Raw genomic sequence first — 18074 nt, forward strand, 5'->3', positions numbered from 1 at the left:
TGGAGACATCATATGATAGAAGACGTGGAATTACAATAAAAAGGTTCTGCTTTTTTCAAATGAAAGAAAAAATTACCACATTTCAGCAATTTTTGTATGAAATTTTTGGCGCTTTGCCTGGCCGCTCTTCCGATACAGAAAGATAACTTTAAATTTACGCTTCAGTTTCAAGATTATGTACACAAAGGAAATAGAAATAACCCTGGCGCAAACAGCAAAAGACCTGCTACAGCGCCTTGAGCAGCAAAAGCTGCTCAACAATGCCGACGAAACCATGGAGGCGCTGCGCCGCGTGATTGCGTATAACGATTGGCGTTACTATGTACAAAGTGACCCGGTGCTCAGCGACTATGAATACGACCAGCTGTTTGCCTGGCTCAAAAAACTCGAAGCTGAAAACCCGCACCTGGTAAGCGCCGACTCGCCCACCCAACGTGTAGCCAAAGGCCTTACCAAAGAGTTCCCCACCGTGCAACACCTCGTGCCCATGCTGAGCCTGGAGAACTCTTATAATGCCGACGACCTGATAGATTGGGACCGTAAAGCCCGTGAGGCTGCCGGTTTGCCGGAAATTGAATATTGCATTGAACCAAAATTCGATGGCGCCAGCATCTCCCTCATCTACGAAAATGATATGCTCACCCGTGGCGCCACCCGCGGCGATGGCGTTGCCGGCGAAGATATCACAACCAATATCCGCCAGATACGCTCCATCCCGCTGTCGGCAGGCTTCTCCAAATACGGCATTCATCAGATTGAAATACGCGGAGAAGTGCTGATCAACAAAAATACTTTCAAAGCCTTCAACGAAAAAAGGATCGCTGAAAACCAGCCACCACTAGCCAATCCACGCAATGCAGCCTCCGGCTCGCTGCGCATGGTAGACCCCAACGAAGTAGCCAAACGCGGACTGGAAGCCTTCCTCTATCACATGAGTTACCACACCATGGAACGTGGCAAAGAAGAACCGGATGCCATCAAAACGCATAGCGGCACGCTGGACCTCTTGTCCACACTGGGTTTCCGCAGCCCGGCCAAAGAAAAGAAAGTGGTAAAAGGCGTACAGGCCGTGATCGACTATTGCCTGTGGTTCGAACAGGAACGCGACAACCTCCCCTACGAGATCGATGGCATGGTGATCAAGGTAAATGACTATGCCCTGCAAGATAAACTGGGCATGACCACCCACCACCCGCGCTGGGCCATTGCTTATAAATTCAAGGCAAGACAGGCCACCAGCAAGCTGCGTACCGTAGAATTCCAGGTGGGCCGTACCGGCTCCATCACACCGGTGGCGAAGATAGACCCGGTGCACATCGGCGGCGTTACCGTATCTTCCATCTCTCTCTTCAACGAAGAAGTGATACGCGAAAAAGACCTGAAACTGGGCGATACCGTTCTCGTGGAAAGAGCCGGCGATGTAATCCCTTACATCGTAAAATCAGTGGCGGATCTGCGCAATGGCGCCGAAAAAGATATCGTATTCCCTACCCACTGCCCCGTTTGCAAGGATAAACTCTTCAAGCCCGAAGGCGAAAGCGTTTGGCGCTGTATCAATATCAACTGCGAAGCACAAGTGGTGGAACGTATGATCCACTTTGTGAGCAAGGATGCTATGGACATCAAGAGTTTCGGCGAAAGCAATGTGCGCAAGTTCTACTCACTTGGATTGATGCATGATATTCCCGGCATCTATCAGTTGGATTTTGATAAGATCGGCGAGCTGGAAGGCTTTGGCAAGAAATCACTGAGCAATCTTCAATCAGCAATAGCACAATCCAAAACGCAGCCATTGCATCGTTTGATCTTTGGCCTGGGCATCCGCTATGTAGGTGAAACCACTGCCAAAACCTTGGCAAACGCGGTTTCCAACATCATGGACCTGCAACATTTTTCAGAAGAACAGATATTGGCGCTGGAAGATATCGGCCCGAAAGTGGCCGGCTCCATCAAACAATTCTTCAGTAATAAAGACAACATCCACATGCTGCAACAGCTGGCAGCACTGGGCGTGAACATGGAAAACACGAAAAGCAGCGCAGCAGCCTCCGGTGGCCTCAGCGGACAAACCTTCCTGTTCACCGGCACACTTGCCAAACTCAAACGCAGTGATGCAGAAGAGATGGTAGAACAACAAGGCGGCAAGATACTCAGCGGCGTAAGCAGCAAACTCAACTACCTGATCGTAGGAGAAGATGCCGGCAGCAAACTGGAAAAAGCGAAGAAGATCAATACCATCAGGATATTGACGGAAGATGAATTTCTCGAAATGGTGAAAGGAGATAACAATGGATGATCTTTATTTTATGAAGCAGGCGCTCATTGAGGCGCGCAAAGCATTTGACGATGGCGAAGTACCTATCGGCGCAGTGGTGGTATTAAACAACCGGATCATTGGCCGTGGCTACAACCTGGTGGAAAAGCTGAATGATTGCACCGCACATGCAGAAATGATCGCACTCACGTCTGCCTTCAATACGCTTGGCAGCAAATACCTGATGGAAGCCACATTATATGTCACCGTGGAGCCTTGCCTGATGTGCGCCGGCGCACTCTATTGGAGCAAGATAGGCCGCATTGTATATGCAGCGGCGGATGACAAGAACAGCTATCGCCGCTCTACGGGCGATCGTTCTCCCTTTCATCCGAAAACAAAGCTGGAAGAGGGGCCGTGTAAAGAGGAAAGTCTTGCGTTGATGAAAACTTTTTTTGAAAGCAGGAGATAAAAGCGGATAAGCCCTTGAAGCGCTTTGAGCGCTTCAAAGGCTTTATCCTTATTTGGCGTTCCGGGCATCCGTTAGTTTGTTCATGCCCATCATCTGCTTCATGGTGTGTTCCATTCCTTCGGCGGAGCCATCGAGGAAGATGACATTGCCTTTTGAGTTTTCAGCAAAGTGTTTGATGGCTTCTGTCCACATGGAGAAGAGGATCACAGAGGTATCGAGATTGGCTTGCTGCATCTCTTTGGCGGCCATGGTCATACCTTTAGCTACTTCTTCGCGGAAGAGGGCCACGCCCATACCACGCAGCTGCGCTGCCTGGCGTTCGGCCTCTGCAGCGATTTTGATGGCGTTACCATCTGCTTCTGCCGCTTTTGTTTTAGTGATGAGCAGTGCCTGTCCTTCGTTCTCTGCGGCGGCTTTGAGGTTGTTGGAAGCCACTACCTGCGCCATGGATTTCATGATGGCTTCATCAAAAGTGATGTCGTTCATCTGCAGGTCGAGCAGGTGAAAGCCCCACTCCTCCAGTGTTTTATCAATCTGTTCTTTTACGTGCTCGGTAATATCCCTGCGGAGTCCCAGTACTTCCGATTGTCTTTTCATGGCCACAAAACCGCGGATGGAGCCTTCGATGGTGCGCACCAGCGCCTGCATAAAACTTCTTTCATCCATGAATTTGAAGGCAACATTCTTGATCGTTTCTTCTTCCTGGTTCCATACGGCGTATAATAACATGGCCTTGAAATATACATTGGCCTGATCCACGGTGATGGCCTGGAATTCAAGTTCTACAGACCTGTTCTGTATGGAGATTCTTTTGAAGACCTTTTCGATCACGGGAATTTTGAAGTTAAGGCCAGGGAACAGCACGCGATTATACTTTCCAAAGATGGTGGTAACGGCGATTGTTCCTTGTTGTACCGTTACGAACGAGGATAACACCACGATGGCGGCGATGGCCAGTAAAGCTACATAGACGATATTCATATCTAATTATTTAGGCAGGGTTTGATCTCATAAATATAAGGAAATAATGCACATGGGGTAATGGCCGCCGGCCGGGCCTTTGCGCTAGTTGTAGTTTGAGGGTGCTGTTTGTGTGAAGACAAACAATGGACGAAAAGCTGAGCTTAAAAAGACAACGAATGAATAATAAAAAAAGCTTAATCAGATCCTTTGTTTTCTTCTGAAAAATATAAAAACATCATCCAGTTCAATCTGTTTCAATTGATATGCAAGCCGTGTTCTCAGGTCCTCTGTTTCGTCCTTGATCTTCCTGTACTGAGTTTTCAGGCTTTCATAGCGCGCCACAATTTCTTCAGCAGTGGCAGTCTGGTCCAGTTGCAAAATATAAAATGCTCGTTCCTCGGTTATCATAGTGATAGGGGGTGTTTCAGCCAATAATCATGTCAGGTGTTTAAAAAACATGCGTCATAATGATTCACTAAATTAGTGGAGATTCAAAAGCGAGCAAATACCCAAGCTTGGGTATTTTTTGGGAATTTTTAGCAAAATTTAGCAACATAACCCCCTGCTTTTGAATACGCTACCAGCTGGTTCTCAAAAAAATATGGTACAAATTAAATTTTTTTTGCAGATATGCAAGCAAAAAAGAGGATGGATTGGTTGATAAGATTATCTTATAATCTGATGTTATTTTAACATACGATTTATTGAAATCCGATCTTGCGGGCGATGGCCACTAACTCGGAGGTATTACGGACTTTCAGTTTCAGGCGGATATTTTTGCGGTGTGTTTCGACAGTATACCGGCTCAGGTTAAGGGAGCCGGCGATCTCTTTATTATTCATGCCTTGAACAGCGAGTGCCAGTACATCTTTTTCGCGTGCAGTGAGTTTGTTGAGCAGGTTCTCGTTCTGGCGGCGCAGTATTTCTACCAGGGCTTCGCTGAGCGCGGCATTGGTATCGATAGCGCCGGTGAGATCGAGGAAAGCGCAGATAATCTCCACCACCTGCCCATTTTCATCGCGGGTGAAGGGCACCTCCAGGCCCAGCAACCAACGGTATTCCGACTCGCCACGCTTCCTTATGCGCGCCACGCCGCCGAATTGCCGCTTGTTATTGTTGAAAGATTGCTGCGCCACCGTGGCCAGTTTGAAATCATCCGGGTGCATGATGTGCTTAAAGAACTCCATGCCCATCCCCTTCATTTCTTCCGGCGAATAACCCACTGTTTCTGCCAGTCCCTGGTTACACCAGGTGACCGTTTTCTTGCTGTTATCGTAGGTGTAGAGCATGGCAGGCACATGATGAAGGATGCTCTCCAACCATTGTACGCGTTGCTGTAGTTGCTCATTTTCTTTCTGGATGGTAGTGAGGGAATAATTTTGCCCTGTATCCGAGCCGTTCTGCATACTAAACGTTTTAAACAAACAATAGGTAAACAACTGACAGGCATATACGAAAATGATGCCTGAAGTTACGTCCTGTTAAACCGAGTATATGTAAATATAAAATAAAATCCCATATGACCAAGCCCAACCATTGTGGGATTTTAGCAGCTAAGGCCTGGCGCATCCCTTTAAGGATAGCGATCTCTATAACCAGATAGATAAATGATAATTGATTTTTAAATGGATAGGCAGTAAATTTGGCGACTATCTCGAAATAATATTTTAAAACCCATAAAAAATCTGAGTTATGGCATTTACACTTCCGAGTTTACCATACGCCACCGATGCGCTGGAACCGCATATCGACAAGCTGACCATGGAAATCCACCATGGCAAGCATCACCAGGCGTATGTCGACAATTTAAACAAGGCTATCGCGGGTACTGAAAATGAAAATAAATCACTGGAGGATCTGGTAGCCAATGCAGGCAAGATCAGCCCTGCAGTAAGAAATAATGGCGGTGGCCACTGGAATCACAGTTTCTTCTGGACCAGCCTCGCGCCTAAAGCTGGTGGCGAGCCTACCGGCAAACTGGCTGAAGCCATCAAAAGCACCTTCGGTTCTTTCGATGCTTTCAAAGAAAAATTCAATGCAGCAGGCGCTACGCGCTTTGGTTCAGGTTGGGCATGGCTGATCGTAAAAGACGGCAAACTGGAAGTTACTTCCACCCCTAACCAGGACAACCCACTGATGGATGTTGCTGAAGTAAAAGGAACGCCTATCCTCGGCGTAGACGTTTGGGAACATGCTTACTACCTGAAATACCAGAACCGCCGTCCGGAATACCTGAACGCTTTCTGGAATGTAGTGGACTGGAAAGTGATCGGTGAGCGCTTCGAAAAAGCTTAATCGTAATGATCATAAAAAAAGCCCCCACGCTATGGCGTGGGGGCTTTTTTTATTTCAGCTCTTTGAGTTTGATGTTCACGAACCAGGCTTCGCTGCCATGGTCCTGCAACACAATATGGCCTTTCTTCGACATGCCATAACCTTTGGCATCTTTCCACTTCCCTTCTGCTTTGTGCTTCTTCCATTCATCTGTCCATAATTCATATTCCACTACTTTCTTGTCGTTGAGCCAGTGTTCTACATGGCCTTTGTTGACGATGATCCTGGTATGATTCCATTCCCCTATCGGGTTGGAAGCCGCCACCAGCGGGGGATTCATCGCATAGTTAGCGCCGGTTTTCTGCCAGTCTTCCAGCTTTTCAGGAAAGCCTTTATCATCGATCAGCTGATATTCCGGGCCGCTGAGATAGGGTGCATCATATTGCTCGGTTACCATGTAAAGAATGCCGCTGTTGCCCTGGGGCGCCAGCCGCCAATCTACATAAAGTTCGAAGTTCTCAAATTCCTTGTCGGTGATCAGGTCCGCGCGTTTATCGCTTTTATCGGTTTTGCTGCCGAGGCAGTGTAAAGTGCCGCTTGGCTCTACTACCCAGCTATCGGTAGGCTTGTTCTTGTAGCCACGCCAGCCGGTTTTGTCTTTCCCGTTGAACAGCTGTTGCCATCCTTCCGCTTTTTCTGCATCAGTTATTACATTGGCGATAACCGCAGTATCTGTTACAGTCTTCACAGTATCCACAACTTTCTCTGTGGAGTCCTTTTTAGTTGCAGTGGAAGCGCCGTTGTTGCAGGCTACAGCCGCCACCGACAATGCAGCCAGTGCAGGTACGAAAAGTTTTTTCATATGATCCCTGTTTTATGATTTTACCACTTTGAGATTTTTAGGATCCCATTGAATGATCTTGTTACTGAAGTAGCTATCGTTGCACAGCAATGCCGGTGCAGCCGCACGGAAGCCGAACAGCGGGTTCTCCGCTACTTTGCCGCCGGTGCGCATGGCGTTGAAGAGATTGTAGAAGTGATCGAAGTGAGCTCCTTTGTAACCCTCTTCTGCAGCGTATTCCATCTTCTCGGGAGGCAACATGTTCTTACGGTCATACACATACGATTTTCCGGCATCGGCGGTGTGTTTGCCCTGTGTGAGGGGATCGTTGGCATCTACTGCGTTGCGGTTGCGATAAAGGGTTACCTTGTCCCATTCAACAGTCATAGAGCCTTCGCTGCCCACCATGCGGAGGTAATTGGTACCGCCGGTGCCATCTACGAAATTCACGCGCAGCGAGAGATTGAAGGCAGGATGTATATCTGTTTCGGGATAGTCGAACATGCCGAGCATGATATCCGGTACTTCACGGCCGTCTTTCCAGTAGCGCAAACCGCCGGTAGCCATCACCTTATCGGGACCGAGGGAACCTGTTACGAAATGCAGGCTGGAGAAGAGATGCACGAACAGATCGCCGGAAACGCCGGTGCCATAATCGCGGTAATTACGCCAGCGGAAAAAGCGCAATGGGTCGAAATCGCGCTTGGGAGCATGCTTCAAGTATGCGTCCCAATCAACGGTTTTGGGGGAGGCATCCGCCGGGATCGGATATTGCCATGCGCCGGTGGGCGACATGCGCGCCCAGAAGCCTTCGGCATAATTGAGTTTACCAATGGCGCCATCTTTCAGCAGCTGGCGGGCTTTCTCATTACCGAGAGAGCTCATCCCCTGGCTGCCTACCTGGTATACCACTTTTCCATTGCGTTGTTGCGCTTCTACAACGGCGGGGCCTTCACTGATATCATGCACCATAGGTTTTTCGCAATACACAGATTTGCCTTTGTTCATGGCGGCTACAGAAATTTCCTTGTGCCAGAAGTCGGGCACTGCAATGATCACAGCGTCGATATCTTTCCTGTCCAGTATTTCGTTGTAGTTACGGGTGGTGTAGATATCGTTGCCCCATTTTTTCCTGGCGTCAGCGAGACGGCCATCGTACAGGTCGCAGGCGGCTACCAGCTTTACGCCAGGCACGGTGATGGCGGTGTTGGCATCGGCAGTGCCCATGCCGCCGGCGCCGATCAGCGCTACCTGGATCTGGTCGTTGGGACCATACTTTTCACGTTCGCGGGAAAGAGAAACGATATGGCGCTTTCTGTCGGCAGCAGTGATGATAGTAGGCAGCAAAGACGCGCCCACTACACCTTTAGCAAACTTGTTGATAAAGTTCCTGCGCGAATTTTCATTGGAATTTACTGGCATGATTACCTCTTTAGGTTGATGAAATGATACGTATTCAATAGATTAAAATAAAAAAGATAAACGGGAAATCAAATGATAACCGCTATCCGGAGCTGAATAAAAATAAAAAAAAGCAGCCCCGGCCAGGCCAGGGCTGCTCTCTATGGTGATAAAACCGATTAGTAACCGGGGTTGTTAGGCAACAGCTTCGGGTTCATATCTGTTTCTGATTGCGGAATAGGCATCAGGTACAGCTTATCGAACCAGTAGCGGTCATAAATTACCAGCGGTGAGCAGCTTTTTGTAAGCAGCGGGATCATGCAACAGGGTGATCGCCTGATTCACTTCATTGTCCCATGCCAGTGATTTTGCAATGCGGCCTTCCTGGGAATAGTAACGGTTGGCGATCTCCTCTTCCAGCAAGCGTTTGATCTCCTGTTTATTTTTGAGCAGGTCCTGCTTTTTGTCGTGCTTCATTTTTTGCTCGAGTGTTTCGAGCTCTTTGGCTACAGCGTCGTAATACTTTTCTTTCTTCGCAGTGCTCTTGAATGTTTCCAGCGCATCTTCACTACGTGTTTTGTAGCTGTAGTCTTTGTTGTCCAGGAATTTCTCGAAATCGGCGAACTCTTCGTCTGTCAGCTCGAAAGTGGCCGCAGGCGCTATTTTCGGATGACTGTAATAATAATTGGTGGCGTAATCGAAGATAAATTGTTTACGCAGCAGGGTGAGCGCTACCTGGCTAAGATAGGTAGCTTCCACTTTAGCGTCCGGCTCAATGCCGCCGCCATCTTTCACGGAGCGTCCGCCGGTGGTGCTGAATGTTTTGCGCAGGGAGTCCGGCACATAGTCTACGCTGCCATCCTCGCCACGGTGTGAGTAGTCAATCGCCTGGATGCAACGGCCACTGGGCGTGTAGTATTTGGCAGTAGTTACTTTCAGCTTGGTATTGTAAGGCAGGGGGCGGGTAGTTTGTACCAGGCCTTTGCCATAGGAGCGCTGGCCGATCACGAGGCCGCGGTCGAGGTCCTGGATAGCGCCGGCGACGATTTCAGAGGCGGAGGCAGAGGAATGGTTGGTGAGCACTGCCAATGGCAACCTGGTATCGGCCGCCTGACCGGTAGTTTCGTATACACGGTCCCAGTTTTTCACTTTCCCCTTGGTGCTGACGATCTGTTTTCCTTTATCTACGAAGATGTTGGCTACTACCACTGCTTCGTCCAGCAGGCCGCCCGGATTACCGCGCAGGTCAAGGATCACGCCTTTCATGGCAGGATTGGATTGCTTCAGTTTTTCGAAGGCTTTGCGCACGAGCGCGCCACTGTTTTCGGTGAACTGTGTCATGCGGATATAACCGATATCATTTTTCACGATCCCCGCATAGCTTACCGCTTTCACATTGATCTCATCCCGGATGATCTTTTTAGATGTTTCCTTGCCATTTACCGGGTTGCGGAAAACCATATCCAGCGTAGTGCCGGGAGCGCCTTTCAATTGCTTGCTGATATCTTCCTGGGCCATATTCTTAGCGGATTTCCCGTCCATGCTCACGATGATATCGCCGGGCTTGACGCCGGCTTTATCCATCGGGCTACCTTCATATACGTCGGTGATAGCGGTCCAGTCGCCATTGGTATTGATAGAGGCCCCTACGCCGCCGTATTTGCCGGTGGCCATAAATTTGAGGTCATCCAGGTTTTCTTCCGATATGAAATCTGTGAAGGGATCGGTTTCTTCTAGTATGGCGTCGATGCCTTTGTGCATCACCTTTTCGGGCGGCAGGTCATCTACGTAATAGGTATTCAGTTCGCGATAGAAGGCGGCAAAAATATCCAGGTTCTTGGCGATCTGGAAGTATTTATCGCTTTCATTAAAAGCGAATATCCCCGCAATGGCCAGCACGGCAAGAATGAGTGTGGCAGCCAGTTTCCTCTTGTTATTGAAAAATGCACGCATGCAATAGAGTGTATAAGATGAATGATCGGTTTGTTGGCAGATGGGCTATGGCACTGGGTCATAGCCATGGCCACCCCATGGATGGCACGACAAGATACGTTTTATGGTAAGAAAGCCGCCTTTGAAAGGACCATATTTTTTGAATGCTTCCAGGCCATACTGCGAGCAGGTGGGCGTATAACGACATTTGCTCCCTAGTAGCGGGGATATGAACCACTGATAGATTTTAATCAGGAAGATGAATGGATAACTCAACCAGCTCACTACACGTTTCATATTGATCTTTTAATGACAGTCAGCCGGCAGCAATGCGACAGCTCAGGGCTGGTCCGTAGTTGCTGATAGCTTCTTTAAAATTACCGAAATTTTGCTGCGCAGGGTAGAAAAATCGGCGATTTTTTTGTCGGTGTAGATGAGAAAAACAGCCAGTTGGCGGGATTGGGCCTGTAGTTGATCATAGAGTTCCTGCTTTTGCAGGCGCCAGGCTTCGCGGCTGAGCCGCTTGATGCGGTTACGGTCGGCCGCATGGGGAAAACGGCGGTTAGAAACACTGAAACCTGCCTGAACCGGGAATTTACCGGCAGGCAGGGCTTTTACCGGCATGTACACCACGCGGTAGGGAAAAACAGAAAACGCTTTTCCTTCCCGAAAAAGCGTTTCAATAAGTTTTCTGCTTTTTAACCTTTCTTCCTTTTTAAAAGAATAAGTCTTTATGGCAAAAAGTATTTATCTACTAATTATTTCAGCTTACGCTCGTCAGAAACAGTCAGCTTCTTACGACCTTTAGCCCTGCGGGAAGCCAGTACCTTACGGCCATTGGCAGTTTCCATTCTCTTTCTGAAGCCGTGAACGCTCTTTCTGCGTCTGTTATGCGGTTGAAAAGTACGTTTCATTTCTTTTTTTTGTTTTTACCTGTACTATACTAAAACCTCCCGGTTAAGGGAAACTGTTTTTTAAAACGGAAGGCAAAGGTAGCAGAAATTATTTGAAAAGTAAAATTAAAAAAACAAAAAGCTGGGAAGGTCTTATAAAAAATGACACTTCGGCCTCTGTTAATCAATGTATTATATCAAATAAAAAGACCTTCCAGGCGGAAGGTCTTTTCAATACGTTCGAGTGTGACTTATTTAATACCCAGTTTAGCTTTTACCAGCGGCAGGATATCATCACCAGCAGGTGAAACCAGCAGCAAGCCCTGGCTGTTATCGATTACGTAAGCGTAACCTTTTTCTTTAGCTACATCTTCGATCGCTTTGCGGGCTTTGTCGTAGATGGGTTTCAGCAGTTCCTGCTGTTTAGCCTGTACTTTCTGTTCAGCCTGATCGCGGTAGTCCTGGATACGTTTCTGAGCATCCTGGATTTCACGGCCTTTGATCTCTTTCATGTTATCGGTCATGCTGGCTGCCTTGTCGTCGAAATCCTTCATTTTTTTAGTGTATTCATCCACCAGTCCTTTCCCGTCTGCTTCCAGGCCCTGAGCGAAAGTTTGCAGGTCAGTTTCTGCTTTCTTTGCTTCCGGCATGCTAGCTACCAGCGCCTGTGCATTGATATGCGCAATTTTCGACTGTGCCATTGCATTTACGCTGAACAAACCGCTAACTGCCACAAAAGCAATAATTACGTACTTCTTCATGATGTTGTCTGTGTTTAAAAAAATTTAAATACTTAAAAGTTAAAAAATAGGTGCTTAATTATTTCTTTACGCCCAGTGATCTCAGTATCTCATCACTCTTGTCCAACTTGGGATCAGAGAAGATCACCGTAGCACCGCCGGACTTATCCAGCACGAAATCGTACATCCTGCTGGCAGCCAGCTTCTGAACGGCATTGTAGATCTTGTCCTGGATCGGCTTTACCAGCTCCTCCCTCTTCTTGAACAGATCTCCCTCATATCCAAAACGCTTCTTCTGCAAATCCTTTGCCTCTTTCTCCTTCCCCACGATCTCGTCTTCACGCTTATGTTTCAACTCTTCAGTAAGCATCACCTGCTCTGCCTGATAAGATTTATACATCTTGTCTACTTCCTGGAACTTTGCATCAATCTCCTTCTGCCACTGTTCCGCTACGGCGTCCAGTTTCTTCTGAGAATCTTTATACTCCGGGATACTCTCCAGGATGTATTTCGTATCTATCACACAATAACGCTGTGCATTTGCGGCACACACGGTAGCCAATACAATAGCTGCTGTAATAAATATTTTCTTCATGCTACAATGGATTTTTTGCAAACCGGAAACCGGTATAAACTTGCAATATATAATTTATTTTCACATTATTCAGGTTCGAAGCCGAGCATAAAGGTAAACTTGGCCGCATTCTTCAGACCCTGACCTGGCTGCATACGGTCAAATCCGATACCATAGTCAAATCCAAGCAAACCAAACATCGGCAGATAAAAACGCATACCAATACCCGCTGAACGACGTAACCTGAAGGGATTGTAGTCTTTCAGATCCGCATAACCATTCGCTGCTTCCACGAAAGCCAGACCAAAAATAGTGGAGCTCGGGTTCAGGCTGAATGGATAACGCAACTCCATCACGTATTTGTTAAATACAGTGAACCCTTGATAGTTAAGCGGCTGGCCTGTTTCCGGGTTCACACTAGGATTGGAAGTATAATACACCGGATAACCTCTCTGGGAGATGATATCACGGTCATAGATCGCGAAGTTACTCAAACCATCACCACCCAGCTCAAAGCGGCCGAAGGGCGACAAGGTAGTACGGCTATTGTAACTACCGATGTAACCAAACTTGGCAGCCACTTTCAACACAAAGGTTTTGTTGTCGCTACCCATCGGACGGCTCAAAGGTACATACCACTCTGCATTGAAGCGGTATTTCTGGTATTCGATAAACTGGAACTGCTGCGACTTCGGCTCGGAAAGATAATCTTTGTTCGGATTGAACAGGGAATACGGCGGCGTGTACTGCGCAGACAGCATGAAGTTGGAACCACTGCGCGGGAAGATCTGCTGATCCACAGAAGAACGCGCCAGTGTGAACTTCAGGTTGATGTTATTGGAAGTACCGTTGTCAAATCCCTGAATGCCGAAATAGTTATAGTTCTTCAATTTGTATTGTTGATAGTTCACAGAGTAGATCAATGTGAAATAGTCATCCGGCCATTTCAGCTGCTTACCCAGCGATACGGAAGCACCCAATACCTTGAAGTGACCATTGGGAGAAGTAGTAGTATCCCAGGCCGGTTTGTAGTAGTTGGTGTACGCATACGGGTTTTGATAACTGCTGTAGAAGCTTACAGAGAACTGGTTCCTTTTCTTACCACCCAGCCACGGTTCGGTGAAAGAGAAGTTATAAGAGCGGTAAGCCTTACCGTTGGAAGAAACGCGGATAGATAATTTTTGTCCATCGCCACTTGGTAAAGGATCCCAGGTTTCTTTCTTGAAGATGTTACGCAGGGAGAAGTTGTTGAAGGTAACGCCGAGCGTACCGGTTAAACCGATATAACCACCCCAACCGGCTGAGAGCTCCAGCTGGTCGTTTGCTTTTTCTTCTACGGTATAATCGATATCCACGGTACCGTCCTGGATGTTGGGCACCGGGTTCATACCGATCTTTTCCGGGTTGAAGAAGCCGAGGTTAGCGATCTCGCGGTTAGAACGGATCAGGTCCTGACGGCTGAATTTCTCACCGGGGATGGTACGCAGCTCACGGCGGATCACGTGCTCGTTGGTTTTTTCGTTACCAGCGATACGCACTTCCTTGATGGTGGCCTGCGGACCTTCACGCAGCCTGATCTCGTAGTCGATGGTATCGCCACGGATGCCAATTTCCACCGGATCTACCTGGAAGAAGAGGTAGCCATAGTCCATGTAGGCGCCGCTGATATCGCCGCCTTCCTGCGACATTTGCTTGCCCAGTCTTTTTTCCAGCAGTTCCAGGTTGTATACATCACCTTTCTTGATACCCAGCATGCGGGTCAGTATAGAGTCGCTGTAGCGGGTATTACCTTTCCAGGTGATATCTCCGAAGTAATATTTCTTTCCTTCGGATATCTGCATATCGATATTGAGGTTATTGCTAAGAGATTTGTAAGTAGTATCTCTCACGATGATCGCGTCCCTGAAACCTTTGGAGTTGTAGTAACCGATCACTTTTCCTTTATCCTCGATATATTTTGTTTCGTTGAATTTAGCAGAGCTGAACAGTTTGAAACGGAAGTAAGGGTCCAGTTGTTCCAGCGCGCGGGTAGGTTGCAGGAAGCCGTAGGTTTTCCAGAAGTCGGTATCTTCTTTCAGCGAATCCTGGTATACGTGGTACGTATCAGGATGCAGGGTGATACGGGTCATCTCCTTGGTGCCCTTCATTTTCTTTTTCAGCTTGGAATCGGCGATGTTGTAGTTACCTACGATATTGATATCGTTGATACGTACTTTATTGCCCTTATTCACATTGAATACGAGCGTTACGGCATTTACCTGGGCGGTATCTTTTTTCTCATCAATCTTGACGGTGGCGTTGCCAAAGCCTTTGTCGCCGTAGTATTTGTGTACTACGCCGATCACGTTTTGTTTTACGCCCTGGGTGGATACGCTACCTTTACGGAGACCGGCTTTGGTAGTGATATCATCGGCTTCGGATTTTTTGATGCCCTTGAAAGAGAACCCGGAGATACGGGGCATTTCGATGAGGCCGATCTCGAGCCAGATCTTGTTGTCTTCGATCTTGGTAACATAGATGGTTACGTCTGCGAAGAGGCGCTGTGACCAGAGGCTTTGAATCGCTTTGGTGAACTGGTCTCCGCCCGGATACACCACCTTATCGCCTACACTGAGGCCGGAGAGCGACAGCAGCAATGACTTATCGAGGTATTGGGTACCTGCAACGGTAATATCGGCAATCTCGTACTGTTGCGGAGTTCCCATGCTCAGTGGGGACACTGCCGGCGGATTAGCAGGAGGTTGTACTGGTGGCACGGTATCTCTTTGTTGAGCGGATACACGAATGCCTGCACTGCAACATAATGCTATAGCCAGAAGGCCCTTAGGAAATAATTTCTTCATTCTGCTGGATTTGTTCGCTTGTTTTGCCAAAACGCCGTTCTCTGGTTTGGTAATTTAAGATGGCTTCGTAAAGATTTTCGTTGCGGAAGTCCGGCCAACGGGTTTCTGTAAAATACAGTTCTGCGTAAGCCAGTTGATATAACAGAAAGTTGCTGATCCTGCATTCACCGCTGGTGCGGATCATGAGTTCTGGATCTGGCAGCCCTGCTGTACATAGGTATTGCTCCCATATTTCCGGTGTAACTGTGGTTGGGTCCAGCTTTCCCGATTTCGCATCTTCCGCAATTCTGCGGGCAGCATTCACAATTTCCCATCTGGCGCTGTAACTGAGGGCCATGATCAGGTTCAGGCCCGTATTATGGCTGGTAAGCGCAATGGCTTCTTCCATCTCCTGCTTGCATTGGGGCGGTAACATGTCCATGTCACCGATTACACTCAGCCGGATATTATTTTTTGACAAGGTATTCACCTCCTTACGGATGGTATTTACCAATAGTTCCATGATGCCATTCACCTCATAAACCGGACGGTCCCAGTTTTCTGTGGAGAAAGCGTATAAGGTAAGGTAGCCTATTCCAAGCTCTGCACAGGCTTCTACAATGTTGCGCACACTTTCCACCCCCTCATGGTGCCCATACAACCTGTCTTGCCCACGTTCCTTAGCCCAACGGCCATTCCCGTCCATAATAATGGCTATATGGCGCGGTAACCGTTGTAAGTCCAATTTATCCTTCAAACTCATTTTGTGTCAGGCGTATTATTACGGATTATACAGATTCACTAAAAGTGTGCAAAGATACAAAAATAGAGTAATGACTTTTTTGGCAAAGCACGATGAGGTCTTTTAACGTAGTTTTAACAACGAAATCAGCGCCCAGCGGGCATTTACGGAAATTGGAAGATCAGGAAAGGCGGTTCGGAGGGATAGAATGCCCGCCCGCAGACAATACCTTAAATCTGCGTTAAAATTTACAGCGGTAAGAGGTGAACAGGATGCTGACCGAAAACTCGATTACTATAAACTGGTCCTTATCGCGGCTATTCCCGCGCTGGCGCCCCTGTACGCCGATCGGCTCCCCAGTGGCGTTGGACCGGTCCTGCAAGATCGCCGCTATCGATGGTTGCCCGTTAGGCAAAGGCGGGAAGGCCGCCGGCCCGGCATAGGTGGTGCTCACATCATCGAGATAGTCCGTTTGCGTGAAACGGTAAACGGCCTCCAGGGCCACATTCACTTTTTTCGAAATATTATATTTGAACCCGCCGCCGATCAGCCAGGCATAAGACACCAGGCTATAAGGCTTCCGGTCAGGATACAGGGCCGTACCCTGCCCCTCGGTACGCAAAGGCTGCAAATAATATTTTACCCCCTGGTAATACGTATAGGGGTTGAAGTGAAAGATACTCGCTCCGCCGCTCAGGTAGGGCGAAAAGCGGTGCTCCAGGCTGCCCGGCTCAAACCGGAAGAAGTTGAAATCCCCCTGCAAGGCCAATTCAAATACGTTGGTATTGAAACTCAGGTTACGGCGGCGCTCAAATTCATTCTTATTATACACATCGGAATAGCCCAGTTGCAGGAAACGTGCATGCGCCCGTACCCCGATATAATCATTCATATATTTACGGTAATATACGCCCACAGCGGGTTTAACAGCGTTGAGCGCGCCCCTGGTGTTAAGGTCGCCGAAATATTGCGCCCCACCCACCGATATGCCCAACTCTCCAACATATTCCAGCTCCTTTTGCGCCATGGCGGTACGGGGCAGCAAGCAGCCCAGTACTAACAGCAACGATACAACGAAGTATTGAGGATATAAAAATGATTTCAGCATAAATCAGTTCTACTTAAACGCAATAATGCCGGATTTATTTAATGTGTGACCGAATTATGCTTCGCGGTGACCTATACGCAACTGTTTCACAGGCATAATTTACCTTACTGCCAATCACCAACACATTTGTAAATGTAGCAATATATTTTACAATTCTATCTATCTCATCAGATTTTAATCGTATTCCGCGCATCGATGCCCCACAGGAGTTTGTTGCGGAGTGTGTGCAGGAAATTACTATCATCCAGCCGGAGCAGGCTGATTTTGAAGGCTTCTTTTTTTACGGCCAGCTGCACGGAACTGTCGATCGTTTCCATACGGGAATCCAGCGTACAGAGGAATTGATCGCTGCGGCCTTCCACTTCAAAAGAGATCACATTGTCGTTAGGCACCACAATGGGCCTCACATTGAGGTTGTGCGGCGCTACAGGCGTGATCACAAAGCTGCCGGCATCCGGGAATACAATGGGGCCGCCGCAGCTGAGCGAATAACCGGTGGAACCGGTGGGTGTTGAAACAATCAGGCCATCGGCCCAGTAGGTATTGAGAAATTCGCCATTGAGGTAAGTATGGATCTTCACCATGGCGGAAGTATCTTTCTTGTGGATCGTAAATTCATTCAGTGCATAGGGCACGTCTCCGAAGAGGGGAATGTTGGCATCGAGGTGGAGCAAAGTACGTTGATCAACCACATAGGTGCGATGCAGCAGCGCCTGCACCAGTGCATATATCTCTTCTTTCCCGATGCTGGCCAGGAATCCCAATCGGCCAAAGTTGATACCGATCACGGGGATATTGGTATCTCTTACGTAACACACGGTATCCAGCAGGGTGCCATCTCCGCCGAGGCTCATCAGAAAGTCGATCTGGCCGGGAAGGTCTTCCGCCCTGGAAAACACGGCTGGCGCGGAGGTAAAAGGGATATGCTGTTGCAGCGTACGATAGAAGGGCTCATAAATGATCGCCCCTATTTCGGCCCGTTGCAATTCATCCAGCAGCAAGCGGATGTTGGCGATATCTTCTGTAATAAATCCACGGCTATAGAGTGCTACCTGCAT

At 48.1% G+C, this 18074-nt stretch carries 19 protein-coding genes; 3 read left to right on the plus strand and 16 right to left on the minus strand.

The window, feature by feature from the left end; all coding sequences use genetic code 11:
* Window positions 1–175 precede the first annotated feature (175 nt).
* On the plus strand, window positions 176–2296 hold the full coding sequence (gene ligA, locus FPG75_RS16870; protein WP_143308072.1) for an NAD-dependent DNA ligase LigA: 2121 nt from the start codon (window positions 176–178) through the stop codon (window positions 2294–2296).
* 10 nt (window positions 2297–2306) lie between these two features.
* Window positions 2307–2726, plus strand: coding sequence for a nucleoside deaminase (locus FPG75_RS16875; protein WP_262712059.1), 420 nt, complete (start codon window positions 2307–2309; stop codon window positions 2724–2726).
* A gap of 48 nt (window positions 2727–2774) precedes the next feature.
* Here FPG75_RS16875 and FPG75_RS16880 read toward each other — a convergent pair whose 3' ends face one another.
* The 3 genes from FPG75_RS16880 to FPG75_RS16890 all read right to left on the minus strand — a co-directional run bounded on the left by FPG75_RS16880 (window position 2775) and on the right by FPG75_RS16890 (window position 5095).
* Complete coding sequence (locus FPG75_RS16880; protein WP_143308076.1) at window positions 2775–3707, minus strand: SPFH domain-containing protein; 933 nt, start codon at window positions 3705–3707, stop codon at window positions 2775–2777.
* Window positions 3708–3887: 180 nt separating this feature from the next.
* Entirely contained in the window at window positions 3888–4097 is a 210-nt protein-coding gene (locus tag FPG75_RS16885; RefSeq protein ID WP_143308078.1) for a C2 domain-containing protein, read from the minus strand.
* Window positions 4098–4390: 293 nt separating this feature from the next.
* The gene (locus FPG75_RS16890; RefSeq protein ID WP_143308080.1) at window positions 4391–5095 is read right to left on the minus strand and encodes a LuxR C-terminal-related transcriptional regulator; all 705 of its coding nucleotides are present in this window, start codon (window positions 5093–5095) and stop codon (window positions 4391–4393) included.
* Between the two features lie 286 nt (window positions 5096–5381).
* Here FPG75_RS16890 and FPG75_RS16895 point away from each other — a divergent pair, with 286 nt between their 5' ends.
* Window positions 5382–5984 (plus strand): superoxide dismutase, encoded by a 603-nt coding sequence (locus FPG75_RS16895; protein WP_143308082.1) that lies wholly within the window; start codon window positions 5382–5384, stop codon window positions 5982–5984.
* A gap of 49 nt (window positions 5985–6033) precedes the next feature.
* Here the strand turns inward: FPG75_RS16895 and FPG75_RS16900 are convergent, their stop codons facing one another.
* From FPG75_RS16900 to FPG75_RS16960, 13 genes are all read right to left on the minus strand, one after another.
* On the minus strand, window positions 6034–6825 hold the full coding sequence (locus tag FPG75_RS16900; protein ID WP_143308083.1) for a 3-keto-disaccharide hydrolase: 792 nt from the start codon (window positions 6823–6825) through the stop codon (window positions 6034–6036).
* A 12-nt stretch (window positions 6826–6837) separates the two neighbouring features.
* Entirely contained in the window at window positions 6838–8226 is a 1389-nt protein-coding gene (locus FPG75_RS16905) for a Gfo/Idh/MocA family protein (RefSeq protein ID WP_143308085.1), read from the minus strand.
* A 158-nt stretch (window positions 8227–8384) separates the two neighbouring features.
* Entirely contained in the window at window positions 8385–8525 is a 141-nt protein-coding gene (locus tag FPG75_RS26365) for a RagB/SusD family nutrient uptake outer membrane protein (RefSeq protein WP_143308087.1), read from the minus strand.
* Complete coding sequence (locus tag FPG75_RS16915) at window positions 8479–10158, minus strand: S41 family peptidase (protein WP_143308089.1); 1680 nt, start codon at window positions 10156–10158, stop codon at window positions 8479–8481. Before FPG75_RS16915 ends, FPG75_RS26365 begins: the two co-directional genes overlap by 47 nt.
* A gap of 45 nt (window positions 10159–10203) precedes the next feature.
* Entirely contained in the window at window positions 10204–10434 is a 231-nt protein-coding gene (gene yidD, locus FPG75_RS16920; RefSeq protein WP_143308091.1) for a membrane protein insertion efficiency factor YidD, read from the minus strand.
* A gap of 42 nt (window positions 10435–10476) precedes the next feature.
* Window positions 10477–10884, minus strand: coding sequence for a ribonuclease P protein component (locus FPG75_RS16925; RefSeq protein WP_317130753.1), 408 nt, complete (start codon window positions 10882–10884; stop codon window positions 10477–10479).
* A gap of 11 nt (window positions 10885–10895) precedes the next feature.
* Window positions 10896–11051, minus strand: coding sequence for a 50S ribosomal protein L34 (gene rpmH, locus FPG75_RS16930; protein WP_012788729.1), 156 nt, complete (start codon window positions 11049–11051; stop codon window positions 10896–10898).
* A gap of 230 nt (window positions 11052–11281) precedes the next feature.
* A complete protein-coding gene (locus FPG75_RS16935) occupies window positions 11282–11791 on the minus strand; it encodes an OmpH family outer membrane protein (protein WP_143308095.1) in 510 nt (169 codons plus the stop codon).
* Window positions 11792–11849: 58 nt separating this feature from the next.
* On the minus strand, window positions 11850–12365 hold the full coding sequence (locus FPG75_RS16940; protein ID WP_143308097.1) for an OmpH family outer membrane protein: 516 nt from the start codon (window positions 12363–12365) through the stop codon (window positions 11850–11852).
* A 65-nt stretch (window positions 12366–12430) separates the two neighbouring features.
* Complete coding sequence (locus tag FPG75_RS16945; protein ID WP_143308099.1) at window positions 12431–15187, minus strand: BamA/OMP85 family outer membrane protein; 2757 nt, start codon at window positions 15185–15187, stop codon at window positions 12431–12433.
* Window positions 15168–15929, minus strand: coding sequence for an isoprenyl transferase (locus FPG75_RS16950; RefSeq protein ID WP_143308101.1), 762 nt, complete (start codon window positions 15927–15929; stop codon window positions 15168–15170). Before FPG75_RS16950 ends, FPG75_RS16945 begins: the two co-directional genes overlap by 20 nt.
* Window positions 15930–16149: 220 nt before the next feature.
* Window positions 16150–17016: a type IX secretion system protein PorG gene (porG, locus tag FPG75_RS16955; protein WP_143308103.1), complete on the minus strand. Its 867-nt coding sequence runs from the start codon at window positions 17014–17016 to the stop codon at window positions 16150–16152.
* Between the two features lie 167 nt (window positions 17017–17183).
* Complete coding sequence (locus FPG75_RS16960) at window positions 17184–18074, minus strand: NAD kinase (protein ID WP_143308105.1); 891 nt, start codon at window positions 18072–18074, stop codon at window positions 17184–17186.

Origin of the sequence: Chitinophaga vietnamensis (genome assembly GCF_902167635.1) — a bacterium.
Lineage (GTDB): Bacteria > Bacteroidota > Bacteroidia > Chitinophagales > Chitinophagaceae > Chitinophaga > Chitinophaga vietnamensis.